The organism is Zhengella mangrovi, from assembly GCF_002727065.1.
GTDB classification, from domain to species: Bacteria; Pseudomonadota; Alphaproteobacteria; order Rhizobiales; family Rhizobiaceae; genus Zhengella; species Zhengella mangrovi.
Window position 1 is genome coordinate 71,072 of sequence record NZ_PDVP01000017.1, and the last position, 25,567, is coordinate 96,638.

23 protein-coding genes are annotated in these 25,567 nt (G+C 66.6%); 1 reads left to right on the forward strand and 22 read right to left on the reverse strand.

All coding sequences use genetic code 11. From position 1 onward, the window contains the following. Position 1 precedes the first annotated feature (1 nt). The 18 genes from CSC94_RS20270 to CSC94_RS20355 all read right to left on the reverse strand — a co-directional run bounded on the left by CSC94_RS20270 (position 2) and on the right by CSC94_RS20355 (position 20,000). Positions 2-742 carry an ABC transporter ATP-binding protein gene (locus CSC94_RS20270; RefSeq protein ID WP_205853373.1) on the reverse strand — a complete coding sequence of 247 codons (741 nt, stop codon included), beginning with the start codon at positions 740-742 and terminating at the stop codon, positions 2-4. After that, a complete protein-coding gene (locus tag CSC94_RS20275; RefSeq protein ID WP_205853374.1) occupies positions 735-1,535 on the reverse strand; it encodes an ABC transporter ATP-binding protein in 801 nt (266 codons plus the stop codon). The genes CSC94_RS20270 and CSC94_RS20275 overlap by 8 nt, the downstream gene beginning before the upstream one ends. 37 nt (positions 1,536-1,572) lie before the next feature. Further along, a complete protein-coding gene (locus tag CSC94_RS20280) occupies positions 1,573-2,730 on the reverse strand; it encodes an acyl-CoA dehydrogenase family protein (protein ID WP_099308199.1) in 1,158 nt (385 codons plus the stop codon). Next, on the reverse strand, positions 2,730-3,506 hold the full coding sequence (locus CSC94_RS20285; RefSeq protein ID WP_099308200.1) for an enoyl-CoA hydratase/isomerase family protein: 777 nt from the start codon (positions 3,504-3,506) through the stop codon (positions 2,730-2,732). Before CSC94_RS20285 ends, CSC94_RS20280 begins: the two co-directional genes overlap by 1 nt. 19 nt (positions 3,507-3,525) lie before the next feature. After that, positions 3,526-4,635 (reverse strand): acyl-CoA dehydrogenase family protein, encoded by a 1,110-nt coding sequence (locus CSC94_RS20290; protein ID WP_099308201.1) that lies wholly within the window; start codon positions 4,633-4,635, stop codon positions 3,526-3,528. 36 nt (positions 4,636-4,671) lie between these two features. After that, positions 4,672-6,303, reverse strand: coding sequence for a long-chain-fatty-acid--CoA ligase (locus CSC94_RS20295; RefSeq protein WP_099308202.1), 1,632 nt, complete (start codon positions 6,301-6,303; stop codon positions 4,672-4,674). A gap of 204 nt (positions 6,304-6,507) precedes the next feature. Further along, positions 6,508-7,563 carry an alcohol dehydrogenase gene (locus CSC94_RS20300; RefSeq protein ID WP_099308203.1) on the reverse strand — a complete coding sequence of 352 codons (1,056 nt, stop codon included), beginning with the start codon at positions 7,561-7,563 and terminating at the stop codon, positions 6,508-6,510. Between the two features lie 20 nt (positions 7,564-7,583). Then, the gene (locus CSC94_RS20305; RefSeq protein ID WP_099308204.1) at positions 7,584-8,744 is read right to left on the reverse strand and encodes an acyl-CoA dehydrogenase family protein; all 1,161 of its coding nucleotides are present in this window, start codon (positions 8,742-8,744) and stop codon (positions 7,584-7,586) included. Continuing rightward, positions 8,741-9,553: an oxepin-CoA hydrolase, alternative type gene (locus tag CSC94_RS20310; RefSeq protein WP_245408433.1), complete on the reverse strand. Its 813-nt coding sequence runs from the start codon at positions 9,551-9,553 to the stop codon at positions 8,741-8,743. The genes CSC94_RS20305 and CSC94_RS20310 overlap by 4 nt, the downstream gene beginning before the upstream one ends. Positions 9,554-9,580: 27 nt before the next feature. After that, on the reverse strand, positions 9,581-10,789 hold the full coding sequence (locus CSC94_RS20315; protein ID WP_099308206.1) for a CaiB/BaiF CoA transferase family protein: 1,209 nt from the start codon (positions 10,787-10,789) through the stop codon (positions 9,581-9,583). A gap of 60 nt (positions 10,790-10,849) precedes the next feature. Beyond that, the gene (locus CSC94_RS20320) at positions 10,850-12,373 is read right to left on the reverse strand and encodes a tripartite tricarboxylate transporter permease (protein WP_099308207.1); all 1,524 of its coding nucleotides are present in this window, start codon (positions 12,371-12,373) and stop codon (positions 10,850-10,852) included. A 1-nt stretch (position 12,374) separates the two neighbouring features. Then, positions 12,375-12,800, reverse strand: a complete 426-nt coding sequence (locus tag CSC94_RS20325; RefSeq protein ID WP_245408434.1) for a tripartite tricarboxylate transporter TctB family protein — start codon at positions 12,798-12,800, stop codon at positions 12,375-12,377. Between the two features lie 52 nt (positions 12,801-12,852). Continuing rightward, entirely contained in the window at positions 12,853-14,130 is a 1,278-nt protein-coding gene (locus CSC94_RS20330) for an SDR family oxidoreductase (protein WP_165784530.1), read from the reverse strand. Between the two features lie 13 nt (positions 14,131-14,143). Further along, positions 14,144-14,896: an SDR family NAD(P)-dependent oxidoreductase gene (locus tag CSC94_RS20335; protein WP_099308210.1), complete on the reverse strand. Its 753-nt coding sequence runs from the start codon at positions 14,894-14,896 to the stop codon at positions 14,144-14,146. Beyond that, positions 14,886-15,890 carry an acyl-CoA dehydrogenase family protein gene (locus CSC94_RS20340; protein WP_099308211.1) on the reverse strand — a complete coding sequence of 335 codons (1,005 nt, stop codon included), beginning with the start codon at positions 15,888-15,890 and terminating at the stop codon, positions 14,886-14,888. The genes CSC94_RS20335 and CSC94_RS20340 overlap by 11 nt, the downstream gene beginning before the upstream one ends. 3 nt (positions 15,891-15,893) lie before the next feature. Beyond that, positions 15,894-17,090: an acyl-CoA dehydrogenase family protein gene (locus CSC94_RS20345; RefSeq protein WP_205853375.1), complete on the reverse strand. Its 1,197-nt coding sequence runs from the start codon at positions 17,088-17,090 to the stop codon at positions 15,894-15,896. Continuing rightward, a complete protein-coding gene (locus tag CSC94_RS20350) occupies positions 17,087-19,225 on the reverse strand; it encodes an acetate--CoA ligase family protein (RefSeq protein WP_099308212.1) in 2,139 nt (712 codons plus the stop codon). Before CSC94_RS20350 ends, CSC94_RS20345 begins: the two co-directional genes overlap by 4 nt. A gap of 1 nt (position 19,226) precedes the next feature. Then, positions 19,227-20,000 (reverse strand): enoyl-CoA hydratase/isomerase family protein, encoded by a 774-nt coding sequence (locus CSC94_RS20355; protein WP_099308213.1) that lies wholly within the window; start codon positions 19,998-20,000, stop codon positions 19,227-19,229. A gap of 189 nt (positions 20,001-20,189) precedes the next feature. Between CSC94_RS20355 and CSC94_RS20360 the strand changes: the two genes are divergently transcribed. Then, positions 20,190-21,164: a Bug family tripartite tricarboxylate transporter substrate binding protein gene (locus CSC94_RS20360; protein ID WP_245408435.1), complete on the forward strand. Its 975-nt coding sequence runs from the start codon at positions 20,190-20,192 to the stop codon at positions 21,162-21,164. 86 nt (positions 21,165-21,250) lie between these two features. Here the strand turns inward: CSC94_RS20360 and CSC94_RS20365 are convergent, their stop codons facing one another. The 4 genes from CSC94_RS20365 to CSC94_RS20380 form a co-directional block, all read right to left on the reverse strand. Next, a complete protein-coding gene (locus tag CSC94_RS20365; protein ID WP_099308214.1) occupies positions 21,251-21,862 on the reverse strand; it encodes a TetR/AcrR family transcriptional regulator in 612 nt (203 codons plus the stop codon). Between the two features lie 113 nt (positions 21,863-21,975). Next, positions 21,976-22,407, reverse strand: a complete 432-nt coding sequence (locus CSC94_RS20370) for a hypothetical protein (protein WP_099308215.1) — start codon at positions 22,405-22,407, stop codon at positions 21,976-21,978. A 50-nt stretch (positions 22,408-22,457) separates the two neighbouring features. After that, the gene (locus CSC94_RS20375) at positions 22,458-24,386 is read right to left on the reverse strand and encodes an alkyl/aryl-sulfatase (protein WP_165784531.1); all 1,929 of its coding nucleotides are present in this window, start codon (positions 24,384-24,386) and stop codon (positions 22,458-22,460) included. A gap of 148 nt (positions 24,387-24,534) precedes the next feature. Then, positions 24,535-25,566, reverse strand: coding sequence for an alpha/beta fold hydrolase (locus tag CSC94_RS20380; protein WP_165784532.1), 1,032 nt, complete (start codon positions 25,564-25,566; stop codon positions 24,535-24,537). Between the last annotated feature and the right edge of the window lies 1 nt (position 25,567).

The window sequence follows — 25,567 nt, forward strand, 5'->3', positions numbered from 1 at the left end:
TTCATACCCCCAGGTAGGACTTGACCCGGTCCATGCCGGTCTCGAATTCATCCCGCGTCAGGATGTCGACCACCTTGCCGTGTTCCACCACGACATGCCGGTCGGCCACCTTCTTGGCGAAGCGCAGGTTCTGCTCGACAAGCAGGATGGTGAACCCCTGCGTCTTGAGCTCCCGGATGATGTTGCCGATCTCCTGCACCACGACCGGGGCAAGGCCCTCGCTCGGCTCGTCGAGGAGAAGCAGCCGCGAGCCGGTGCGCAGGATGCGCGCGATGGCCAGCATCTGCTGTTCCCCGCCCGACAGCAGCGTACCGCGGCTGGCCGCGCGCGCCTTCAGGTTGGGAAAGGTCGCGTAGAGATCGGCGTCCGACATGCCGCCCTCGCTCAGCACCGGCGGCAGGAACATGTTTTCCTTCACCGACAGCGAGGAGAAGATCGCCCGCTCCTCGGGGCAATAGGCGATGCCCTTGCGCGCGATCTCGTAGGTGCGCCTGCCGATGAGTTCCTCGCCGTTGAGGCGGATGGAACCGGTCCGCTTCTGCAGGAAGCCCATGATCGAGCGAAGCGTCGTCGTCTTGCCGGCACCGTTCCGACCGATCAGCGTCAGCAGTTCGCCCTCGCGCACGTCGAAGGTCATGCCGTGCAGGACCTTGGATTCCGCGTACCAGGCGTTCAGGTCCCTGACCGAAAGCATCGGCCGGACATCCTGCGCCGCTGCCGTCTGGCTCACACGCTCATTCATCGACGCCTCCCATGTAGGCCGTCACGACATCGGGATTGTTCGAAACGTCCTCGTAGCTGCCCTCGGCCAGGATCTCTCCATGTTGCAGCACGGTGATGGTGTCGCACAGGGTCGAGACGACCGAGAGATTGTGTTCGACCAGCAGCACGGTGCGGCCTTCCGCTGCCCGCTTGATCAGTTGCGTGATCGGCTCGATATCCTCGTGACCCATCCCGGCGGTCGGTTCGTCGAGCAGCATGACGCGCGGTTCCAGCGCCAGCGTCGTGGCGATTTCCAGGGCCCGTTTCTTGCCGTAGGAAAGCTCGGCCGCGGTGGTGTGGCGGTTGTCGGCCAGTCCCACCTGGTCCAGCAGTTCTTCCGCCCGCGCATTGAGCGGCGCAACGGCGCGGAGCGAGCGCCAGAAGTGATAGGCCGCGCCGAATTTCGACTGCAGCGCAACGCGCACGTTCTCCAGCGCCGTCAGGTTCGGAAACGTCGCCGAGATCTGGAACGAGCGGACGAGACCGCGCTTGGCGACCTCGGCCGTCCGCAGCTTCGAAATGTCCTCGCCGTCGAAGATGATTTGTCCCCCGGTCGGCTGCAGCGTCTTTGTCAGCAGGTTGAAACAGGTCGTCTTGCCGGCTCCGTTGGGGCCGATCAGGGCATGAATGGATCCCCGGCGCACCGCCAGGTTCACGTGTTTGACCGCAGCGAACCCGCCAAAGACCTTTGTCAGGTCTCGGCCGATGAGGACATGGTCCTCCCCGGTAGCCCCGGGTCCGCCGGCCAGCCCTCCTGCCATGCTGGTGGCCATTGTCTTCCTCCCTTGCCGCCGTCGCCCGGCGTGTTGCTCAACCTGGCAGCCGCAGCACGGCCTTCGCCAGGATGTTGCGCTGGATCTCGTTCGACCCGCCGAAAATGGCCGGAGCCCGCGCATCCAGGAACAGGTTCATTGCATCCACGTGATCGTTGCCGATCGCGATATCGTCGAAGAGCCGCGCATCCTCCCCGGCCAGTGCCAGGGTTTCCTCCGTGATGCGCTGGTAGAGCTCGGTGGTGAAGATCTTCAGCATCGACACGTCGGCGCCGAGTTCCCCGCCCTCGCGCACGATCCGCGCATAGCGCTCGAAGGCCGATCCGAGATCGTAGAGGTCGAGCCGCAGCCTGGCATGGCGCGACAGGAAGGCGGGATCGTCGAAGGCGCCCCGCGCCCGGGCCAGCTTCTCCAGCCGTTCGAAGGCGATTTCCGGGCGTGTCGGCGCACCAAGGAAGATGCGCTCGTGGCCGAGTACCGACTTGGCGACCGTCCAGCCCTGGTCGATCGCCCCGACGACATTGTCCACCGGCACGCGGACATCATCGAAGAAGACCTCGCAGAAATCGGTCTCGCCGCGCAGGTTGGCGATCGGCCGCACGCCGACGCCCGGCGTCGTCATGTCGACCAGCAGAACGGTGATGCCCTTCTGGCGTACCGCCTCGTCGCGGCTGGTCCGCACGAGCATGAAGATCCAGTTGGCGCAATGGGCCAGCGTCGTCCAGATCTTCTGACCATTGACGACGAACGTGTCGCCGTCGCGCACGGCCGCGGTGCACAGGCTGGCGAGGTCCGATCCCGCGTTCGGCTCGGAATAGCCCTGGCACCAGACATGCTCGCCGGAGAGTATCCTCGGCAGGAAATGCGCCTTCTGCGCCTGCGTACCATGTTCGATCAGCAGTGGCCCGACGAGGCCGATCCCGTGATCGGGAATGCGCGGACAGCCGAGCCGGCCCCACTCCTCCACGTAGATCATGTGCTTGGCGGGGCTGAGCCCCATCCCGCCGTGCTCCACCGGCCAGGTTGGCGCCAGCCAGCCGCGCTCGGCCAGGCCGTGGTAGAACACCGCGACCTCGTCGAACGTCGGTCTCTGCTTGCGCATGAAACGCAGGTCCGCCGGACAGCAGTCCTCCACCAGGCCGGCAAAGGCCTGGCGGAAGTCCTCGTCCGTGACCGCGTTCCAGTCCGTCGCCATCAGATGTCGTCCTTGAACACCGGCTTGCGCTTTTCCATGAAGGCGCGCATCGCCTCCTTGGAGTCCTCGTGCTTCGTCATCTCCACCGTCAGGTTCTGCTCGAAGCGGTAGCCGTCGCGCAGCGGCATGTTTTCCACCGTGTTGATCGCGCGCTTGGCGAGGCTGAGCGCCTTCGGGCTCTTCGAGGCGATTTCGCGGGCGATCTTCATCGCCTCTTCCATCAGGTCCTCCAGCGGCACGCAGGCCTCGATGATGCCGCGCCGGTAGGCTTCGGCAGCGGGCACGCGGTAGCCGGTCAGGATCATGCGCCGCGCCAGCGAATGCGGGAAGATGCGCATGGTGTGGCGCGCCCCGCCCATCAGGCCGATGTCGATTTCCGGCAGGCCGAAGACGGCATTCTCGGACGCAAGGATGATATCGGCGTTGACGATCGGCCCCATGCCCGCGCCGAGCGCCGGGCCGTTGACCGCCGCGATCACCGGCTTGCTGGATTCCAGGATGCAGTTCGCCACCTCGCGGGTGCGCCGCAGGTGCTTCCAGGTTTCGCCCTTCACCGCGCCGACGTTGCCGCGCGACTTGATATCGGCGCCCGCCGAGAAGATCTTGCCGCGCCCGGTGATGACGATCACGCGGACCTCCGGCGTGTCCATCAGTTCGTCGAAGACGTCGGTCAGTTCCTCGGCGAAGTCGCGCGAAAAGGCGTTCACCGGCGCATTGTCCATCGTCACGACCGCGATGTGGTCGGCGATTTCGGTCTTGATCAGGTTGTTTTGCAACGGATGGTTCCTCCCGCGGTCATGCCGCGCGTTCGAGCTTCACGAAAGCCAGGCGCAGCTCTTCGGGCTGGCCCAGCATGGCGTTCAGGCTGATGGCCCGCTTCAGGTAAAGGCCGATGTCGCATTCGTCGGTGAACCCCATCGCCCCGTGCAGGTGGACCGCCCTGCGGCAGATCGAGACGGCCGCGTCTCCGGCGCGCGCCTTCGCCGCCAGCACGGCGAGCGCGGTACGCCGCCCCTCGCCGGCCTCCGCTTCCTCCACCGCGTTGCTGACGGCGGCGACGGCGAATTCAGCGTCGGACCACATATCGACGAGCCGGTGCTGGATCGCCTGGAAACTGGCGATCGGCTTGCCGAACTGGATCCGCGTCTTCGTGTAGTCGATGGTGTCCTGGACAGCCTGCGACGCGATGCCGGCAAGTTCCGCCGCCAGCGCCAGCCGTGTCGCGGCGATTGCCCGGTCAAGGACCGCTTCGCATCCGTCCGGCGTCACGATCATGCCGCTTGCAGCGACCGCGCAGTTGTCCAGCCGGACGGTGCCGATCATCGCGCCATCGACGCTGCGCTGCAGATCGACGGTCACGCCATCGCTATCCGCCGGCACGCTGAACATCGCCGGGCCGTTGCCGGTATCTGCGAGAACGGCGAAGTCCGTGGCGCTCGCTGCCTGGTCGACGTGGCCATGCGCTCCCGACAGCAAGAAGCCGTCCGCCGTTTCCCGGGCCGTGACCTTGCCGCCGCGCCAGGCCGGGGCGATGATCCGGCTCCCGTCGACGAACCCGGCCGCCAGCCGGTCCCGCTCGTCTCCGGCCGGCGCGCCTGCGAGCACGCAGGACAGGAACACGGCCGACCCGGCCACCGGCTCGCAGAGCAGCGCCCGCCCGAGGGCTTCCGACAGGATCGCCTGTTCGCGGACGCCGAGCCCCGAGCCGCCGATCGTTTCAGGCAGCAGCAGGCCGGTCCAGCCGGCTTCCGCCATGGCCGTCCAGAGCGCCCTGTCGGTATCGCGCGCTTCGCCCCGGCGCGCCCGTAGCGACGCGGCCCCGGGATGACGCCCCGCCAGCGCCGCGACGCTGTCGCGCAGCATGGCCAGCGTTCCGTCCGGATCGTCGAACCGTAGCTCAGGCATGGCTCCTCCCCGCCCCTCCCGGGCCTTCACGAACCCTCAGGCCGGCAACAGGTGGTCACGGAACTGCTCGCGCAGCTTCGTCTTCTGCAGCTTGCCTGTCGCCGTGTGCGGCAGTTCCTCCACGAAGGCGATGTCGTCCGGCAGCCACCACTTGGCGACGCGATCCGCCAGGAAGGCCATCAGGTCGTCCCGGTCCGGCTGCCGCCCGGCCTTCGGCACGATGATCAGGAACGGTCGCTCCTGCCAGCGGTCGTGCGGCAGGCCGATGACCGCCGCTTCCTGAACCTCCGGATGTGCCATGGCGGCATTTTCCAGGTCGATGGAGGAGATCCACTCGCCGCCGGACTTGATGACGTCCTTGGACCGGTCTGTGATCTGGACATAGCCGTCCGGCGTGATCTTGGCGACGTCGCCGGTCGCGAACCAGCCGTCCTCGTCGACGACCGCGCCGCCTTCACCCCTGAAGTAGCCTGCCGTCACCCAGGGTCCGCGCACCTTCAGGTCGCCCGCCACGGAGCCGTCCTGCGGCAGGGGCGTGCCATCCTCGCCGACAATGCGCAGCTCGACGCCATAGATCGCCCGTCCCTGGAGCACCTGGACGTCGACCTGCTCGGTCTCGGTCAGGTCCTTGTGCCGGGGCAGCAGGTTTCCGATGGATGCCAGCGGGCTCGTCTCGCTCATCCCCCAGGCGTGGATGACGAAGACGCCGAAATCCCGGCGGAAGCGTTCGATGATCGCCCGCGGTGCGGCTGATCCGCCGATGACCACCCGTTCCAGGCAGAGGTCCGACGTGTCGATGCCCGGGGTCTCGTCGATGTGCTTGAACAGGCCGAGCCACACCGTCGGTACGCCCAGCGAGAAATTGCAGCGTTCCGCGATGGCCAGCTCGAACAGGTTCTTGCCGTCCAGTTGCGGCCCCGGCAGCACCAGTTTCGCACCGCACATGGCGGCGGCATAGGGAATGCCCCAGGCATTGACATGGAACAGCGGCACGGCCAGCAGCACGCTGTCGGCGCTGGAGAGCCGCAGCCCGTCGGCCGCGCAGGCCGCGAAGGAATGCAGCACCGTCGAACGGTGCGAGTAGAGCACGCCCTTTGGATTGCCCGTCGTGCCCGACGTGTAGCACAGAGACGACGCCGTGGTTTCTTCAAATTGCGGCCAGGCCAGGTCGTCCGCCTGCTCCGCAATCATGTCCTCGTAGGCAAGGCAGCCCTCCGGCGTCGACGGACGGTGCGCCGCATCGGTCATGGCGACGAAGGTCTCGACCTTGCCAAGCCGTGGCGCAAGGTCGGCGACCAGCCTGGCGAAAGTGATGTCGAAGAAAAGCACCCGGCTTTCGGCATGGTTCAGGATGTAATCGATCTGTTCGGGAAACAGGCGCGGATTGACCGTGTGCAGCACGGCGCCAATGCCGGAGACGGCGAAATACAGCTCCATGTGGCGATGGGTGTTCCAGGCCAGCGTGGCGACCCGGTCGCCCGGCCTGATCCCCATGGCAAGCAGTGCCTTGCCGAGCCTGGCCGCCCGCGAGCGGATCTCCCGGTAATTGGTGCGGACATCCACGCCCTCGCAGGTCCGGCTGACGATCTCGACGGTCGGATGATAGGCCGCGGCATGCTCGATCAGGGACGAAATCAGCAATTGTCGATTTTGCATGAGACCAAGCATGCGTCATGTCCTCCCTTGGATCCCGTATGGCCGGGATTTTCTCAAAGCTTCCGGCCAACCGACCGGTAAGTCAACAAACCGGCACGGGCGGCGGAACATTTCAGAAATGTGAAATCTCCGGCCGATGCCACGGTGGTTTTGCCCCCGCTAGGACCCGCGATTCCGGCTCGAAAGACAACCGGCCAGGCCCAGGAACCAAGGCTTTCAGCCCGGTGTCAGCACGGCCCTGCCGATCACGCCGCCCGCTTCCAGACGGTTCATGGCACCCTCGGCTTCGGACAGCGGGAAACGGACCGTGGGGATGGGCTTGATCGCGCCGGTCCGGGCGATGTCCAGCAGTTCGCCGAGTTCGGCCAGCGAGCCGACATAGCTGCCGGCAATGGTCACCGCCTTCAACGCCACGAGCGGAAGCGGCCAGGGCGAACTGCCGCCAAAAAGGCCGACGCTGACCAGCATGCCGCCTTTCGCCAGCACGTCGAAACCGAGCTTCGCCGTGGCTTCCGCGCCGACGAAATCGATCACCGCGGATGGCGCACCGCCACACGCCTTGGCAATGGCCGAAGCGGCATCTGGATCGCGCGGATCGACGACGGCGTGGGCGCCGGCTGCCCGCGCGGCCTCCCGCTTGGCCGGATCGATGTCGGCGACGACGGGCGCCGGCATGTCGAGCGCGCCGATCAGCTGGATCGCGGTCAGCCCGAGACCGCCGGCGCCGATGATCAGCACGGGTTGCCGGCGCGGCCGATCGCCGAGCTTCTTCAGCGCGGCATAGGTCGTCAGCCCGGAACAGGCCAGCGGTGCGGCGTGCATCGGATCCATGTCGCCGATGTCGAACAGGTAGCGCGGATGCGACACACGGATCTGCGTCGCGTAGCCGCCGTCGACGTGAATGCCTAGGAATTTCGGCGCCACGCAGAGATTTTCCTGGCCCGACTGGCAGGCCGCGCAGACACCGCAGCCGCACCACGGATAGATCAGGTAGTTCCGGGAGATATCGATGTCACCGGCATCCGGACCGGCAGCGATCACGCGGCCAACGTTCTCATGGCCGAGCGTCCTCGGCAGGCTGACGCCGCGCTGGGCGTATTCAAGCCGGGCCCCATGGCCGAGGTCGACACCGCCTTCGCGCACGTGCAGGTCGGTGTGGCAAACGCCGGCGGCCAGCACCTCCAGGATCACCTCGCTGCCCTGCGGCGTCATGTCGGCGCGGTCCTGGCCTTCGAGCGGCTGTCCGAAACGGGTGATGCATTGGCAATGCATGGTGTCTGCTCTCCCCTGTGTCAGGCGCCCTGCCGGCGCCTGCGCATCTGCTTGACGATGTTGAGCTGGTGGATCTGGCTTGTTCCTTCGTAAAGACGGAACAGCCGCACGTCGCGGTAATACCGCTCGATGGGGGCATGGTCGGCCACGTAGCCGGCACCGCCGAAGACCTGCACGCAGCGGTCGGCGACCCGTCCGCAGGCTTCGGAAGCGAAATACTTGCAGATCGACGCTTCCAGCGCGATGTCCCGCCCCTCGTCACGGGCCTGTGCCGTCTGCAGGATCAGCGCGCGGGCGGCCTCGATCTCGGTCCGGCAGTCGGCCAGCAGCGCGGCGACGAGCTGGAAATCGATGATCGCCTGGCCGGACTGGTGGCGCTGCTCGGCGTGGTCCATGGCCAGGTCGAGCATCCGGATGGCCGGCCCGGTGCACAGCGCGGCAAGATGGATGCGCTGCTTGTTGAGCACCTTCATGGCCGTGCGGAACCCCTGCCCCTCGACCCCGCCGATCAGGTTTCGTGCCGGCACGCGCACGCCTTCGAAGCGCACTTCCCCGACCGGGGAACCCGCCTGTCCCATCATCCGGTAGGGCGCCGACGTCGTCAGCCCCGGGCTGTCGCGCTCGACGATGAAGGCAGAGACCCCGCGTGCCCCCGTTGACCCGGGATCGGTGCGCGCCATGACGGTGAAAAGCCCCGCGATCGGTGCATTGGTGATGTAGCACTTCAGCCCGTCGAGGATGTAATCGCCGCCGTCACGCCGCGCCGCGGTCGTCAGGGCGCTGGCGTCCGACCCGGCGTCGGGTTCGGTCAGGGCGAAACTGCCGGTCACTTCGCCGCTCGCCAGCCGCGGCAGGTAGTCCCGTTTCTGCTCTTCGGTGCCGTCGGCGACCAGCGCTTCCGAGCCGATGCCGGTATTGGTGCCGACGCGGGCGCGAAAGGCGACCGAGCATTGCGACAGCTCCATTGCCGCCAGTACCAGTTCCTCGGTCGTCAGGCCAAGCCCGCCGTAGTCTTCGGGGATCGACCATCCGAAATAGCCCCGCGCCGCCATGTCCTCGACAATCGCACCCGGCACTTCGTTGGCCTCGGCCACGGCATCTTCGGCCGGATGCGCCACCGCGCGGACCCAGCCGTGCACGTCGCCCAGCAGGGCGTCCAGCCGCGCGCGGTCACGGATCAAGACCGGTCTCCGCCGCCGGATGTCTTGCCAAAACGCGGACGGCGCTTCTCGAGGAAGGCAGCCAGCCCTTCGCCCGCCTCTTCACCGTAGCGCGCGGCGTTGATGCCCCGGCTTTCGATGTCGATCTGCGCGGCCAGCCCCTGCCGTGGCGCCTCCTCGATCTGCGCCTTGATCACGCTGATCGCATTGGGCGCACCCGTGGCGCAGATTCCGGCCAGGTCCAGTGCGGCATCAAGCGCCCCTCCGGCCTCCGCGATGCGGTTGATCGCGCCCGCCGCGAGCAGGCGCTCTGCCGGAAGCGGGCGGCCCAGCATGGCCATTTCGGAGACGATCTGACGCGGCAGGGCTTCCCGCAGGAAATGCAGCGTGCCGCCATCCGGCGTCAGTCCGACCTTGACATAGGCGACCGTGAACGCGGCGCCGGCCGCCGCCACGACCATGTCGCAGGACAGCGCCAGCGCTACGCCGAGACCGGCCGCACCGCCCTCGACCGCGGCAATCACGGGCTTGGGACAGGAGCGCACGGCAAGGATCATCGCGCCAAGCGCGTCGGTATTGCGCGAGACCTGGGCCAGGCTCTGGCGCCGGCTTTCCTGCAGGGCGGCGACATTGCCGCCCGACGAGAAGAACCCGCCCGCGCCCTGCAGCACGACCGCGCGAATGTCGGGATCGCTGCCCGCATCCATGAGCGCGGCGCTCAGCGCCTCGTATTGCGCCCGTCCGATCGAGTTGCGCGTCGTCGGGCCATCGAGCGTCAGCACGCGGATGGCACCGTCCCGCGTTTCGATCCGCAGCTCTGTCTTGCTCATCGCGATCTCGTTCATGGCGGAGCCCTTTCAGACAATGTTCCGTTTGCGCAAGGCGGCGATCTCGTCCGGTCCGTAGCCGAGGCCGGAGAGAATGGCATCGGTGTCCGCCCCGAGGCGCTTGGCGGCCCAGCGGATCCTTCCCGGTCTGCGGGTGAGCCGCGGCACGACGTTCTGCATGCCCACCGCGCCGAAATCCTCGTCGGGGACCCGGGCAACCATCTCGCGCGCCTGCACCTGCGGATCGTCGAAGATCTGTTCCACCGAGTAGATCGGGCCGATCGCACCGCCTTCGCGGGCAAACGCCTCGAGGATCTCGTCCAGCGTATGGCTCTCCATGTAGCCGGCAAAGATGCGGTCGAGTTCGTCGCGGTGTTCCAGGCGCTGCCGGTTGGTGGCGAAGCGCGGATCGTCGATCAGGTCCGCCCGGCCGATGGCCCTGAGGTTGGCCGCCGACATGCTGTTGGTCGATCCCGTGACTGTGACGAAGCGGTTGTCGCTGGTCCGGAAGACGTTGGCCGGCGCAGTATACTGGTTGTTGTTTCCGTCGCGCTCACGCACCAGGCCAAGCTGGTCGTACTCGATGGCGATATTGTCGAGGATGCGGAAGGTTGCCTCGGTCAGCGCGAGGTCGATCTCCTCGCCCTGGCTGCGGCCGCGGTCGATCCCGTAGAGCGCGGCCATGATGGAGAAGGCACCGAACAGCGCGCCGATGCTGTCGCCGATCGGGTAACCCGGATGAACCGGCGCGCGGTCCTTCATGCCCGTGATGTAGGTCAGCCCGCCCATTGCCTCGAAGATGCGCGCGAAACCGCCAAGGCGCGACTTCGGCCCGGTCTGCCCGAAGGCCGACACCCGCAGGATGACCAGCTTCGGGTTGATCGCCCAGAGCGTATCGCGGTCCAGCCCCCACTTGGCCAGCGTGCCGGGCCGGAAGTTCTCGATCAGCACGTCGTGCGTGGCGATCAGCTTCTTGATGATCTCCAGGCCTTCTGGCTGGCGCAGGTCGAGCGTCCCGTAGCGCTTGCCGCGGTTCGTCACCTTCCACCACAGCGGCTTGTCGTCGCGGAACGGCGGAAAGCCGCGCAACCCGTCGCCCTGGCCCGGAATCTCGAACTTGGTCACCTCCGCGCCGAAGTCCGCCAGCAGCGAGGCTGCGAACGGACCGGCGATGATCGTGGCGATGTCCAGGACCTTCAACCCGGCCAGCGGGCCAAAGGACGTGTCGGTTTCAGTCATGCGTCTGTCCTTGCTCTGGCAGGGCGCACCCGGCGGCTGTCCGCCATCGGGGCGCGCGCCTCATGCATCGCGGGTCTGCCGGGGGCGGCGGGCAGCGAGCCCTTTCCACGCCGCCGAACCGACGGCCCACAGCAGGACGCCGAAGATGATGGTCACGATCGTCGCCGAGATCGGGCGGTCGATGAACGTGTTGAAATCACCGCCGGAGACGACCAGCGCGCGCCGGAAATAGACCTCGATCATCGGTCCGAGAACGAAGCCGAGCAGCAGCGGCGCGACCTCGAAGTTCAGCGCCCGCATGCCGACACCGAGGAATCCGAAGCCGAGCAGGACGAAGACGTCGAGGACCTGGTAGTTGACGCTGTAGATCCCGATGCAGGTGAACGCGACGATCACCGGGAACAGCAGGTTGTACGGGATCTTCAGGAGCTTCACCCACATGCCGATCATCGGCAGGTTCAAAATCAGCAACATGAAATTGCCGATGATGAAGCTGACCACCAGGCCCCAGAAAAGATCGGGCTTGGACTGGATCACGTCAGGCCCCGGCAGGATGCCGTGGATCATCATGACGCCGAGCATGATCGCCATGACGGGATCGCCCGGAATGCCGAGGCTTAGCGTCGGGATGAAGGCCGCCTGCACGGACGCGTTGTTGGCCGCCTCCGGTGCGGCGACGCCCTCGATGGCGCCCTTGCCAAATTCCTCCGGATGCTTGCTCACCCGGCGCTCCACCGCGTAGGACACGAAGGTAGCGACGAGACCGCCGGTACCCGGGAGCGCGCCGAAGAAGCCGCCGATCACCGAACCGCGCGCCATCGGCATCGTCGAGCGCCGCCAGTCCTCCGCCGTCGGCATCATGTCCTTCATCCGGATATTGCCTTCCTGCACCTTGGGCAGTTCGGTCCGCCCAGCATTGGCGATGATCTCCGGCAGGCCGAAAAGGCCGATGGCGACGGCCACCAGCGGCAGCCCGTCGTAGAACTCGGTCATGCCGAAGGTGAAGCGCGCGACGCCGCTGTTGAGGTCGAGACCGATCAGGCCGATGGCGAGGCCGAGCGCGACCGAGGCCAGCGAGCGGATCGAGCGGCCGGTACCGATCACCGCTGCCGCCACGAGACCGAGCGTCATCAGCGCCACGTATTCCTGCGGCCCGAACTTGAGCGCCACGCGCGCCAGGGGCACCGAGAATCCGGCCAGGAGTACGACGCCGAAGGACGTGCCGACAAAGGACGCGATGGCCTTCATGAACAGCGCCGGCCCGGCCCGGCCCTTCTGCGCCATCGGGTAGCCTTCGATCCCGGTCACCGCGCTGGTCGCCGTGCCGGGCAGGTTCATCAGGATGGCTGCGGTGGAACCGCCGAAGTCCGCGCCGTAGTAAATCCCGGCCAGCATGATCAGGCCGTAGGTCGGATCGATGTGGTAGGTGATCGGCATCAGCATGGCCATCGTCGCCATGATCCCGATGCCGGGAAGGACGCCGACGATCGTGCCGAGGAAGACACCGAGGAAGCAGTAGAAAAGGCCGGCGGGAGAGGCCGCGACCGATAGGCCGAGCGCGATATCGGAAACGAGAGTGCTCATGTCAGTACGCCTTTATCTGCAGCCCGAGACCGACGCGGAAGATCAGGACCGACACGATCGCGGTTCCCGCCGCGAGCATCAGCGCGGATTTCATCGACGTGTTGCGGTTGCCGAGCGCCGACAGGAAGACCACCAGGAAAACGGAAACCAGCATGCCGGCCGATTCCACCGTGAAGGCGAAGGCGACAAAGGCAGCGGCGACGAACAGCGTGCCGCGCAACTGGTCCATCCCCATCGGCTGCGGCATGTCGTTCGGCCGCGCGGTGAGGATCATGATCAATGCCAGCACCACCATGGCACTGCCAAGGATGACCGGGAAATAGCCGGGCCCCATGCTGCGCAGGGTGCCCATGTCGTAGGTGGAGGCTTCGAGGATGATGAACACGCCAATCGCCGCCGTCACCAGTCCGGCAATCAGGTCTTCCATTCGTTCTGTCACGTATCGCATTGCCCCTCCCTTCGGTTCAGATGCGCCTTGTTCAATCCTTGTTCGTGGCAGGCTGCCGGGCACCGGCCTGCAGGGCCTGGCCCGTGATCATGGCGGCTCCGCCGCCGACCAGGAACCGGCACAGGGCGTCGAGCCCGTCATGCGCCGCGCCGCGCCATCGCAGCGCATTCATCCGCAGGCCGCCCGGCGCCCATTCCAGCGCGATCGTCCGCGCCAGCATCTCGCCGGCTGCGACCGCCGCCATGCGCTGGGCACCCTGTCCTTCGCCAAAGACGTAGAGCAGGGAAAAATCCTCCGTTCGCGCTGCAAGCGCGGCGCAGGCCGAAGCCGTGTCGCGCACACGGCTCAACGTCTCGCCGGCACCGTCATTGCGACCGAGCGCCGAAAGGTCGATCACGGCACGAAGCAGCCCCTGCTCGCCCAGGGTCGAAGCGCCTGAAATCCGGACGATGTCATCCTGCGCGCCGGCCGAAAAAACGTCGCCGTCCCCGATGACCGCGATGCGCCCATCCCCGGCCACACCCCTTGCCGGAGAAGCACCCGCCGGCGCCGGGCCGGACAGGCCGGCGCCGTCCACCTGAACGGTCTCACCGGACAGCACCTGTCCGTCATGGCTGGCGGCGAAGGCGATTACCGAGGCGATGTCGTCAGGCATGGCAAGGCGGCCGATCGGGATCGAGGCCGCGACCTTGTCGAGATCCACGCGCCCTTCCCGGTGCAAAGCGTCCACCAGCGGCGTCCGGGTGTAGCCCGGCGCCACCGCGCTGACGCTGATCCCGTGTGGTGCGAGCAGGTCCGCATAGGCCCGGGTCAGCGCCACGATCCCGGCCTTCGTCGCGCTGTAGGGGCCCCGCAGGGCCAGCGGCCGGAAGGAGGCCCCCGACGCCAGGTTGACGATGCGCGACCCGCGCGGAAGCACGTCCCCGGCCGACGCGCAGATCGCATCCACCGCGACCAGGTTGAGATCGACCAGGCGCTGGAAAGCCTCATCCGGCAACGAAACGATCGGACGCCCGGACGTATCGGTGACGCCGGCATTGTTGACGATGACATCGAGGCCGCCCAGCACATCGGCTGCCCGGGCCGCCAGGCCGGATGCAGCGGCGCGATCCGTGAGATCGACCGCCAGCGCGGCATGGCCTGGCCCCAGTTCGGCAACGCGCGCCGAGGCGGCCGCGCCATCGATATCGGCAAGCGCAACGCGGTAGCCGCATGCGGCGAGGCGCCGGCAGGTTTCCCAGCCGATGCCGTTGGCACCGCCCGTCACCAGCGCCCGCTGTCCGCTTTCCGTGTTTGCCTGGCTGACCATCTCGCGCCTTGCTTCAGGTGATCGCGATGCCGATGCCGCCATCGACCGACAGCACCTGGCCGGTGACGAAATCGCTCTCGGCTTCGAGCAGGTAGACGATCGCCCGCGCGATATCGTCGACCGTTCCCAGCCGGCCGAGCGGCGTGTTGGCGATCCGCTTGGCGTCGCGGTCCGCATTGCGGTGCTTGGCCGTGCCCTCGGTGGGAATGGCGGAGGGCGCAACGGCATTGACGCGGATGTTGCGCGATCCGAGCTCGACGGCGGCTGCGCGGGTCATGCCCATGATGCCGGCCTTGATGCCGCTATAGACCAGCGAGTTCGGTGCGGACCGGAAGCCGGCCGCCGAGGCGACGTTCACGATCGTTCCGCCGCGTGTGTCATCCATGGCCGCCGCGGCATGCTTGATGCCCCAGATCACGCCGGAGAAGCCGACAGCAAGCATGCGGTCGACGGTTTCGGGCGCAATGTCCGGAATCGACTGGTAGCGTACCCAGGCGGCGTTGTTGACCATGCCGTCAAGCCGGCCGGTTTCCTTGACCACGGCGGCGACGGCCGCTTCCACGCCTTCCGGTGTCGAGACGTTCTGGACGACGGGAATCGCGGTGCCGCCGGCAGCCGTGATCTCTTCCACGGCCTCGGCAACGAATTCTTCCTTGAGGTCGTTGACGCCCACGATCCAGCCGCGCGCGGCCATGTGCTTGGCGGTGGCGCGGCCGATGCCATGGCCGGCACCGGTGATCAGCAGGGATTTCCGGTCAGCTTGCATGGCTGGTGTCTCCGTACCATTCGTTGACAGACGAGGTGATGAGCGCGTGGCCCAGGGCTTCGAGGCGATCCGCCGCTTCGCCATAGGCGGCCTGCGCCCGCATCTGGCGGAGATGGCGATGCAGCGGAACTTCCCAGGTGAAGCCCATGCCGCCGAAGATCTGGATGGCGTTCTCCGCTACCGCCGGTCCCAGCCGCGCCGCGTTCATCCATGCCGCGTCCCGCACGAGGTTTTCGTCCTCGCCGTGATCCGACAGGGCGCGCGCAACGCCGTTCTTGATCGTTTCGGCCGCCAGCGCATCGCGCGACATCTTGTGGCGCAGGACCTGGTAGGACGAAAGCGGCCGCCCGAACTGGACACGCTCCTGCGAATAGTCCATCGCCAGCGACAGGCAGTGCCAGGCCGAGCCGTGAATGAAGGCCGCCCGCAGGAGGTCTGCCTCGGCGCGCAGCGTGCGCACTGCATCCGCGTCCAGTTCGATGCCTTCGAGCGGCCCGTCACAGCGGAACGACGCCGCCGGCGCATCCACGTCCCAGTGGTCGGAACCGGTTTCGAGCCGGACGACATTGCTTTTCGCCGCCAGCACTGCGCCCCCGTCGGCACTAAAGATCAGCACCTTGGTGGCCTCTTCGCCCATCGGTGCATTGGCGACCAGTCCGTCCTCGGCCACGCCGCTCCAGGCGATGGTGGCAAGTGTCTCGCCGCCGCAGATCCGCCCGGCTTCCTCGGCATCGACGCTTGCGAGCGCCTTTGCCAGCACCAGGCTCTCGACGAGCGGAAAGGCCAGCAGCCCCGCCCCGGCGGCGCCGGCCACCGGCACGGCGAAGCGTAGCGGCAGGGCAAGGCCGCCAACCTCTTCCGGCGCGATCACGCCCAGCAACCCGGCCTCGGCCAGCAGGCCGGCACGCCCGGCACCGTCCGGCGCCGCTGCGCAGGCCTCCATGACGGCCCTGGCGGTGTCTTCGAATTCCCTGGGATCAAGTTCGTCGCTCATGGGTCAGGCCGCCTTCGACAGGTTCAGGATGCGTTTTCCGATGATGTCCAGCTGGATCTCGGTCGTGCCGGCGTAGATCGTCTCTGCCCGGCTGTGCAGGTAGAGATGCTCCATCCGCGTCTTCACGTCGCGCAGCGCCTGCCCGGCATTGGCCGGGAACCGCGACACGATCTCGTAGGCGATCTGGGCGAACCGCTGGTGCGATTCCGACCAGTAGAGCTTGGGGAAGCTGCCGCGCGGCCCGATTTCCTGGCCGGCCAGGAGGCTTGCGACGAGGGTTTCGACGTGGCCCTTGAGCATCTCGATCTCGACCCGCACCTGCGCCAGGTCGCGGGCATAGCCCTGCAGGAGGCGAAGGCTGCGCTCGTCGCTGCGGCAGGCCATGATCAGGTGGTCGAGTTCGCTTTCGAAACGCCAGGCGCGATACATCCGGTTGGTTGCGCGCTCGATCGACAGGACGCGCGTGGCGGCCGGCCAGCCCTCGTCGGGAGCGCCGAGCATGTCGGCCTCGTCGACGATGACATCGCTGAAGAAGACCTCGCAGAAGGAGCGGTCGCCGTCGATCGACCGGATTTCCCGGACGTCGATACCGGGCCGGTCCATCGGCACGGCAAACAGGACCAGACCACGGTGCCGGTCTTCAGGCACGCCGGTGCGGGCCAGCAGCAGGCAGCGCTGCGACTTGGAGGCACCGCTGGTCCAGATCTTCTGGCCGTTGACCCGCCAGCCGTCCGCCGAACGCTCGACACGCGTCCGCAGCCCGGCCAGGTCGGACCCGGCGCCCGGTTCCGAGAATCCCTGGCACCAGATGGTCTCCATGTTGAGGATCGAGGGAAGGAACTCCGATTTCTGGCGCTCGTCGCCCACGGCCAGGACGATCGGCCCGACCAGTTCCTTGCCGATCGAGTTGACCGCGTTCGGCGCCGGGGCAAGGCCGATCTCGCGATTGGCTTCCAGGTGTTCGCGCAGTGTCAGGCCGTGCCCGCCATAGGCCTTCGGCCAGGTGATGCCGGCCAGGCCCGCCCGGTAGAGCGCGGCTTCGAACTGCTTCAGTTCATCCAGCGTCGCCGGGGTGTCGTGGCACCGGTCGGTGCGCAACCGGTCGGTCAGGTTTTCCTGCAGCCAGGCCCGCGCCCGGGCTCCGTAGGCGCCGGGTTCCATTCCTGTCGCAGCGATGTCTTTCGTGGCGGCCATGGTCATGATTCAGCCTCGCGATCTTGGGCGTGCTTGGGAACGATCAGTGCATCGAGTGCAACGACGCCCTGCCCTTTCGGGCGCACCAGGAGGGGATTGATATCGATCTCGGCCACGTCTGCGGCGTGGCGCGCGGCAAATTGCGACAGCGCGGAAATTGCGTCGCCAAGCGCGTCGAGATCGGCGACGGGGCGACCCCGCGCGCCGTCGAGCAGCGGAAACGCCTTCAGTTCCCGCACCATGGCACGGGCTTCGGCAGGCGTCACCGGCGCCATGCGCAGCGACGTGTCCTTGAAGATCTCGGCGAAGATGCCGCCCAGGCCCACCATGATGGCCGGCCCGAAGAAGGCATCGGTCGTGACGCCGAGGATGAGTTCCACCCCGCCCGACGTCATCGGAGACACCAGGACCCCGTCGATGGCGGCGTCCGGCGCATGCTGCCCGGCAGCGGCGACGACCCGCTCGAAGGCCGCCCGCGCGGCCGCTCCGCCCTGAACGTTGAGTTCCACGCCGCCGATATCGCTCTTGTGCTGGATGTCGGGCGACAGGATCTTCATCGCCACCGGAACACCGAGACGGTCGGCGGCAGCGGCAGCCTCGTCCGCCGTCGCGGCCAGGATGTCCTCGACGAAGGGCACGCCCGCGGCGCCCAGTGCCGCCTTGGCCGTCGCCTCGTTTCGGAACACGCCGGGATCGATGGGCTCCGGCACAACGGGTTCGGGCGCCTTGCCGGCGCTGTCCGCACCCTGCAACCGGGCAATCGCCGCGATGCCCGCCATGGCGGAATCGATGCTCGGGAAGCAGGCGATCCCCATGGCTCGCAATTGCGCGATCGCGTCGGCCGGTCCCGGGATGCAGGCGACGAGCAGCTTTTCAGGGTAGCGCTCGATGATCCGTGCAAAGGCAGCGGTGAAAACGTTCCGAAGCCGCGGAATTTCCATCCCGAGAGCAAGCATCAGGCAGATAACATTGTTGGCGTCATCGAGAACGGTCGCATCGAGCAGCTTTTCCATGATGTCGGGATTGGCCGACATCTGCGCCGTCGCATCGATCGGGTTCATGGCGGAAGCCAGCGGAATGGCCGCCTTGATGCTCGCCTGTGCCGTCGCACCCAGCGGGTTGACGGCAATGCCGTTGGCGGACGCCGCATCGGCCATCATCACGCCGAACCCGCCCGAAGCGGCAATCAGCGCCACGGAGGGCGAGCCGCTGATGCGCCGCCCGCCGATGGCCTCGATGGCCGCGCCGATCTCGACGAGCTGTTCGAGCGAGTGGACCCGGATCGCCCCGTGGCGGGCGAAGACCGCGTCGAAGACCCGGTCGCTGCCGGCAAGGCCGCCGGTGTGCGACAGCGCCGCTTTCTGGCCCACTTCCGAGGTGCCTATCTTCAGGATCACGACCGGCTTTCCCGCCTGGCGTGCGCGCTCAAGGGCCCGCGTCAGGCGCGGCCCGTCGCGGCAGGTCTCGAGGCAGCAGAGGATCACCCGCGTGTCGCTGTCGTCGGCAAGCCACTCGATCGCATCGGCGGCCTGGACGTCGGCTTCATTGCCCGTGGCGATGAACCGGGCCACGCCCGCACCGCTGTCGCCCAGCTGGCGCAACGCGGAACTGCCCACGTTGCCGCTTTGCGACACGATGGAGACGCCGCCTTCTGCCGGCATCTCGTTCTCCAGCGCCACCGTGAACGTACCGATGGCCCGTTCGCGAACACTGATCGAGCCAAGGCAGTTCGGACCGACGATGCGCATGCCGGTGTCCTGCGCCAGCGCGGTCACTTTCTTCTGCAGCTCGGCACCGTCCGCACCGCTCTCGGCAAAGCCCGCGCTCAGCACGACCGCGGCCCGCACACCGCGCGCCGCCGCCGATTCCAGCGCTGCCAGCGCGCCGGCGCCCGGCACGGCGACCAGAACCAGGTCGGGCGTGACCGGCAGCGCTTCGACGGACGCGAAGGCGGGCAGGCCCTGGATGGACGGAGCCGACGGGTTGACCGGGTAGATCGCCCCGCCATAGCCGTGCTTCTTCAACAGGTTGACAGGACGCCCACCGGTCTTGGTCGGGTCGGACGATGCGCCAACGACCGCGATGGAGCGAGGCTGGAAAAGAGCATCCAGCCCCGGCCGTTCCGATACCGCTGCGGCCATGTCAGCGCCCCTTGAAGACGGGCGCGCGCTTTTCGAGGAAGGCCATGCGCGCTTCCAGCGCATCCTCGGTCTTGGAAAGCGCCATCGTGAAGTTCTGCTCCATGCGATAGGCATCGCGCTGGGGCATGTCCTCGACCATGTTCGAGGTCTGCTTGGCGTATTTCATCGCCAGCGGCGCCTTGGACGCGATTTCCCTGGCCACGGCCATCGCGGTCGGCACCAGGTCCTTGGCAGAGGTGACTTCCTCGATGATGGAACGCTCCTTCAGTTCGGCGGCCGTCAGGCGCACGCCGGTAAAGAACATGCGCCGCGCGGTCGAACGGCCGAACATCGCGTGAACCATCGCCGCGCCGCCGGCCAGGCCGACGTTGATCTCCGGCATGCCGAACAGCGCCTCTTCCGAAGCGTAATAGATATCGCAGGCCGACATCAGCCCGAGCCCGGCCCCCAGCGCCACGCCGTTGACGGCCGCAATGACCGGCTTGTCGCATTCGCGGATCGAGTTGCCCGTCTCGCGGATGGCCCGGTTGTGCGCCAGGAAATCGCCCGGATTGTCCGGCTTCGGGCGGTCCTTCAGGTCGGCACCGGCGCAAAAGGTCTTGCCGGAACCGGTCAGGACCGCGCAGCGGATATCGTCGCGCTGGGAAATCTCGTCGAACACCGCGATGAGTTCGTAGCGCGTGGCACGATCGAGCGCGTTGACCGGCGGACGGTCAAGCGTCACCAGCGCGACCATTCCGTCGAGTTCCACGCGCACATTCTTGTAATCGAACATTCCGTCCTCCTCCTGCGGCCTCCACTGACCGGGCGGTCAGTCACAGTCTCTTCATACCGATCTGAATGGAAATTGGCAACACTCATTATCAGGCGCATCGCCCCTTGACTGACCGCCCGGTCACCCCTTAACCTGATATCAGTTTGCGGGCTTGCCTGTCCGTATCTGACCCAGGGAGGAAGTGAGTACATGAACCTTTTCAGCCGCAGAAACATCCTTGCCGCTCTCGGCTTCGCCGCCGGTGTCGCCATGGCGCCGCTCTCGTCGGCGCACGCCGATGACACCATTCACCTGATCGTGCCCTATGGCGGCGGCGGCCTCGTCGATGGCCTCGTGCGCGAGATGGCCGACACGATGACCCAGGAACTCGGCCAGCCGGTCGTGGTCGAGAACAAGCCCGGCTCCAACGGCATCATCGGCGCCGCCTACGTGGCTGCCGCCAAGCCGGACGGCCTCACCTATCTCGTCGGCGCCACCGGCCCGCTTTCGCTGAACGTGCTGCTGCGCAAGAACCTGCCCTTCAAGATGGAATCCTTCGAGCCCGTCGGCACGATGTTCAGTGGTCCGCTGACCATCACCGTCCCGACCTCCATGGGAGTCAACAGCCTCGACGAGCTCAAGACCTGGGCCAAGGAATCGGGCAAGCCGCTGCGTTACGCGATGCTTGGACCCGGCAGCGTGACCCATCTCTTCGGCATGGTTCTGCAGGACGTGCTCGGCACCGAGCTCGTGCCGGTCGCCTACAAGGCCAACCCGGAAATGATCGTCGACCAGATCGGCGGACAGGTCGAGCTGAACTTCTCCACCCCGATTTCCCTGGTCAAGCACGTTGCTTCCGGCGACCTGAAGATCCTCGCGATCTCGACCGAGGAGCGCATGGGCAAGTTCCCGGACCTGCCGTCCGTCACCGAGCTTGGCTACCCGCAGCTCGTTTCGTCCTTCTGGTTCGGCCTGGTGGCTCCGGCCGGCACCCCGGCGGCGGAAAAGGACCGCGTCAGCGCCGCGCTTCAGAAGGCGATGAGCGTGCAGTCGCTGCAGGACAAGATGATCAACGTCGGCATGACCCCGCACGTTGGTGGCGCCGACGCCATGCAGGCGCAGCTCGACTGGGACGTCGACTTCTGGGGCGGCGTCATCAAGAAGAACAACATTTCGCTGGATTGATCGGTTTCCGGTCCGCGACAGAAGGAAAAGCCCCGCGGCGACGCGGGGCTTTTTTCATGCCTGCAATCCTGTGAGAAACCGCCTGGTCAGCGCTTCTTCAACCCGCCCAGCAGGATATCCGCGTACTGGTCGACGATCTGCTCCGCCGTCAGCCCCTTGGCCGGGTCGTACCAGCGGTGCATCCAGTTGATCCCCGACAGGATCAGCCGCCCCGCCATTGCCGGATCGACGGCATTGAATTCGCCGGACGCGACCCCCTCGCTGATCAGGTCCCGAAGACGCTGCTCGAACTGCCGCCGCCGCGCGACGCGCGTTTCCAGCCGGTGACGGTCCGGGTCCGACCAGAAGGCGTTGCTGGCCGCGATCCAGGCCGAACGGTGTTGCGAGAAGAAGGCCGCGGCCGCGACCATGTAGGCGCGCACCTTCTCGGCAGCCGTCCCGCGCTCCGGAATCCGCGCCTCGACGAAACTGTAGAGGCTTTCGGTCGCGGAAAACGAGATTCGCGCGTAGATGTCGTCCTTGCTGGCGAAATGGTGGTAGAGCAAGGCCTTCGAGACACCGGCGGCATTCGAGATGTCGCGCATCGACGTGGCTTCGTAGCCCTTTTCGGCAAACAGCCGCGCCCCGATCTCCAGCAGCGCCCGTGCGCGTTCGCTGGTTTCCTCTTCGGGCGCACCCGGCTTTGCCTGTTCGTTCACGTCTGCCGCCTTTCCGCATGGCCATGCCCGCGACAGCGGACTGACCCGTTGGTCACCCGGAGCTTAGCGCGTGCACACGCGCGGACTCAAGACCGAAGATGACCGCGCCAACGCTACAGCGGCGTCCTGGCAAGCTTGCCAGCGGCCTGGAGCATGTCCCGGGTCAGCGTCAACCCGAACAGCGTCGCCCGTGCCTGCGCCTCGATGAACGGCGACGCCGGTCCACCGGCCTGCTCGCCGTCGCCGTTCGGGGCATTGCCGCAGAGCCGCCCGGTCTCGGTGATCATCACGTTGACGAGGTTCTCGGCGATCTGCCGGCAGGTTTCCACCGCCTCGATGTTGGCCTTCGCCAGCCGGTCCATGGTTTCCCGGTTGTGCTTGATCACATCCGCGGTGTCGAAATCGGCCGATGCCATCCAGCGGAACGTCTCCAGGATCTTGTCCTGGTCGAACATCTGCGCCTGCCAGGCCGGGTTCATCATGGTCCAGAAGTCGCCCACGACATGGACCGGATGAAACGGCGTTTCCCAAGGCTTGCCCCACATCTCGACTGCTCGCTCCGCTCCTGTTCCAGGTTTCCGATGGTATCGCACCATCACGACGCTTCCAATGGCGTCACCACGTTGAACATCGGATTGAAATCGTCAAGCGCGGCAAACAGCGCCTCGACCTTTTCCCGGTCGCCGTCGATGGCCACCTCCTCGCCGTCAAGCGTGCTGACCCCGACGGCGATGTTCGCGATGGCCTCGTGCGTGAGCGTCATCGTCGCCACCGCGCCAGGATCCGACTTGTTCACCAGGTGGGTGAGGCAGCCGCGCGACAGGGTCAGCGCGAGCTCCTCGCTCCGGTCGCTGATCTTCAGGTTGATCACGTAGGCCTCGCCGGCCACGCGTTCCGGAATCAGCCGCACGCCGAGGAAATCCAGCATGGTCGAGACCGTCATCGCCTGCATCAGGTCCGGCCCGAGCGTCCGCGAGATCGTCATTTCCATCACGCCGTGGCGCAGCTCCTGCGCGCCGTAGAGGTATGCGTTGCGCCAGGTCGCCGATTCCGCCTGGTAGCCGAGCTGCTCGAATGTGTCGGCCAGCAGATAGCGCGCCTCGCGGTTCGACGGCTCGGCAAACACCAGCTTGCTCAGGACCTCGGCGGTCCAGCGGAACTCGCCCTTCTCGAAGTCGTCTGCCGCCCGCGCCAGGATGGCGTCGGCGCCGCCCATATAGTCCACTGTCTTCTTCGCCGACTCCACGGCCGGCAGCGCATGCAGGTTTGCCGGGTTGCCGTCGTACCAGCTCAGGTAGCGCTGGTAGACCGCCTTGGAATTGTGGTTCACCGTGCCGTAATAGCCCCGGCACGACCATTGCGAACTCAATTCCTCCGGAAGCGCCAGCGCCTCCGCCACCTCCGACGGTTTCTGCCCGTTGTTGATGCCGCGCAGGGTCTGGTCATGGATGAACTTGTAGAGGTCGCGGTGGATCGACAGCAGCTCCAGCACCCGCTCGCGGCCCCAGGTGGGCCAGTGGTGCTGGGCGATCAGCACGTCGACCTTGCTGCCGTAGAGCTCGATCGCGTCGCCGATGTATTTCGACCACAGCAGCGGATCCCGCACGATGGCGCCGCGCAACGGGCAGAAATTGTGAAGGTTGTGGGTCACGTTTTCCGCCATGTTCAGCACGTTGAACTGCGGAAAATACATGTGCATCTCGGCCGGCGCCTCGGAATCCGGCGCCATGTAGAACTCGATCTCGACGCCGTCGATGACGTGGGTCTCCACCTTGTCGCGGATGAGTTGCGTCGGCGCGATCAGCGACCGCGCACCTCGGGTGACGGATTTGCCCAGGCCCGTGTCCACGCAACTGCAGGGTCCAGGTTTGAGCAGGGTTCCGAACTGGAACTGTGCCCGGCGGTAGGTGGCCGTGCCGCTGAGCACGTTTTCGCCCTCGATCGCCTCCATGAAGCCGTCGGGCGCGATGACCCGAACCTTGCCGGCCGCCACGGCCACCGGCGAGACCACGCCCTTCACCCCGCCGTAGTGATCCGGATGGCTGTGACTGTAGATGACGGCCACCACCGGGCGCTCGGGCCGGTTTTCGAAGTAAAGTCCGATACAGGCCCTGGCGGTTTCGATCGAGGTGACCGGATCGATGATGATCAACCCGCTGTCGCCCTCGATGATGGTCATGTTGGAAATGTCGAGACCGCGCACCTGGTAGACCCGCTCGGACACCTTGAACAGGCCGGCGATCATGTTCAGCTTCGTCTGCCGCCACAGGCTCGGGTTGACCGTGTCCGGCGCGTTCTCGAACTCGTCGACGAAGGCGAAAGCCGCGGTATCCCAGACGATGCGCCCATCGGCATTGGCGACCTGCCTCGGCGCTTCCGCGATCAGTCCGCGGCTGGCGTCCTCGAAATCCTGCATGTCGGAAAAGGGCAGCGCATCCGCCATGGCCGCGTTGACGGCAAGCGTCGCCGCATGGGCCGGCTTGGGGTCCGTGCGGCCCTGTTCGGCCTCCGCTGAATTGCTCATATGTCCCTCCCGCGCATGGATCTTTTCGCCGGGTGCAAGCCGCCCCGGCCCTTGGGTTGCGATGGTATTGGCCCACCCGCACCGACACAAACGGTCCTGCGCGCCCGGCCGCCGATTCACAAACGTGAATATCGCGTGCCCGGAAGGATCAGACCGATCGCGGCGCGAGCCATTCCACCAGGTGCGGCCAGGTCCGTGTGACCGCCCGCTGGCCTGTAACCAGGCTGACATGCCCGCCCTTGATGACCATTTGCTCCTTGTCGGCACTGCCGGCCAGGCGCACGAGGTCGTGCGACGATGCAAAGGGCACGACATGATCGTGCTCGGCCAGGAGATGCAGCAGCGGCACCCTGATGGCACCGAGGTCTACAGCCTTGCCGGCGACCTCGAACTCGCCGCGTATGATCTTGTTGCCGATGATGAAATCCCGGATCAGGGTTCGGAACGCCGCCCCGGCGAAGGGCAAGGCGTCCGCTCCCCAGCGCGTGATCCTGAGGTGCGCCTTGACGTTTTCCCGGTCGTCCATGGTGTTCAGCAGCATGAGCTGGCCGGACGTCTTCTGCAGCGGCCGCATGAACTGAAACGCGGCCTCGATCATCCAGGCGGGCACATTGCCGTAGGTGTCCACGAGCAGGTCCGGATCGAAACCGTCCGATGTCACCAGCTTGCGCTGGAGTTCCATGCCCTCGCCGTTGACCGGGGTCGCGATCTGCAGAAGGTTCTTGAGCGGCCCGTCGGCGAACCGCGCCGCGTAGAGGCTGGTGAAGATGCCGCCGAGGCAATAGCCGAGCAGCGTGATGTCCTTTTCGCCGCAATGCGCCTGGATCCGGGCGATGCAGTCGGGGATCCAGTCGGCCACGTAGTCGTCGACGTCTAGCGAGGCATGCTCGCTGCGCGGCGTGCCCCAATCGACCAGGTAGACGTCGAACCCGGCCTGCAGGAAATGCTCGATCAGGCTCTGGCCCGGCGTCAGGTCGAAGATGTAGGGCTTGCTGACCGGCGACATGACGAGCAGCAGCGGAACCCGGAAAACCGTGTCGGCCTGCGGCAGGTAGTGATAAAGGCGCAGCGTGTCGCGGGCGTAGATCAGCTGCTTCGGCGTCGTCGCCGTTTCGGCGATCATCTCGGCTTCCAGCGCGGCCAGATCGGCCCTGGAAGACGCAATCATGTCTTCCAGCATG

Coding starts and splice junctions, on each gene's coding strand:
- CSC94_RS20340 (WP_099308211.1), bottom strand. CDS start 15,890: ATGAGCGACGAACTTGATCCCAGGGAATTCGAAGACACCGCCAGGGCC.
- CSC94_RS20275 (WP_205853374.1), bottom strand. CDS start 1,535: ATGGCCACCAGCATGGCAGGAGGGCTGGCCGGCGGACCCGGGGCTACC.
- CSC94_RS20280 (WP_099308199.1), bottom strand. CDS start 2,730: ATGGCGACGGACTGGAACGCGGTCACGGACGAGGACTTCCGCCAGGCC.
- CSC94_RS20300 (WP_099308203.1), bottom strand. CDS start 7,563: ATGCATTGCCAATGCATCACCCGTTTCGGACAGCCGCTCGAAGGCCAG.
- CSC94_RS20325 (WP_245408434.1), bottom strand. CDS start 12,800: ATGGAAGACCTGATTGCCGGACTGGTGACGGCGGCGATTGGCGTGTTC.
- CSC94_RS20330 (WP_165784530.1), bottom strand. CDS start 14,130: ATGGTCAGCCAGGCAAACACGGAAAGCGGACAGCGGGCGCTGGTGACG.
- CSC94_RS20290 (WP_099308201.1), bottom strand. CDS start 4,635: ATGCCTGAGCTACGGTTCGACGATCCGGACGGAACGCTGGCCATGCTG.
- CSC94_RS20295 (WP_099308202.1), bottom strand. CDS start 6,303: ATGCTTGGTCTCATGCAAAATCGACAATTGCTGATTTCGTCCCTGATC.
- CSC94_RS20310 (WP_245408433.1), bottom strand. CDS start 9,553: ATGAGCAAGACAGAGCTGCGGATCGAAACGCGGGACGGTGCCATCCGC.
- CSC94_RS20355 (WP_099308213.1), bottom strand. CDS start 20,000: ATGTTCGATTACAAGAATGTGCGCGTGGAACTCGACGGAATGGTCGCG.
- CSC94_RS20370 (WP_099308215.1), bottom strand. CDS start 22,407: ATGTGGGGCAAGCCTTGGGAAACGCCGTTTCATCCGGTCCATGTCGTG.
- CSC94_RS20315 (WP_099308206.1), bottom strand. CDS start 10,789: ATGACTGAAACCGACACGTCCTTTGGCCCGCTGGCCGGGTTGAAGGTC.
- CSC94_RS20345 (WP_205853375.1), bottom strand. CDS start 17,090: ATGACCATGGCCGCCACGAAAGACATCGCTGCGACAGGAATGGAACCC.
- CSC94_RS20270 (WP_205853373.1), bottom strand. CDS start 742: ATGAATGAGCGTGTGAGCCAGACGGCAGCGGCGCAGGATGTCCGGCCG.
- CSC94_RS20360 (WP_245408435.1), top strand. CDS start 20,190: ATGAACCTTTTCAGCCGCAGAAACATCCTTGCCGCTCTCGGCTTCGCC.
- CSC94_RS20375 (WP_165784531.1), bottom strand. CDS start 24,386: ATGAGCAATTCAGCGGAGGCCGAACAGGGCCGCACGGACCCCAAGCCG.
- CSC94_RS20380 (WP_165784532.1), bottom strand. CDS start 25,566: ATGCTGGAAGACATGATTGCGTCTTCCAGGGCCGATCTGGCCGCGCTG.
- CSC94_RS20335 (WP_099308210.1), bottom strand. CDS start 14,896: ATGCAAGCTGACCGGAAATCCCTGCTGATCACCGGTGCCGGCCATGGC.
- CSC94_RS20350 (WP_099308212.1), bottom strand. CDS start 19,225: ATGGCCGCAGCGGTATCGGAACGGCCGGGGCTGGATGCTCTTTTCCAG.
- CSC94_RS20320 (WP_099308207.1), bottom strand. CDS start 12,373: ATGAGCACTCTCGTTTCCGATATCGCGCTCGGCCTATCGGTCGCGGCC.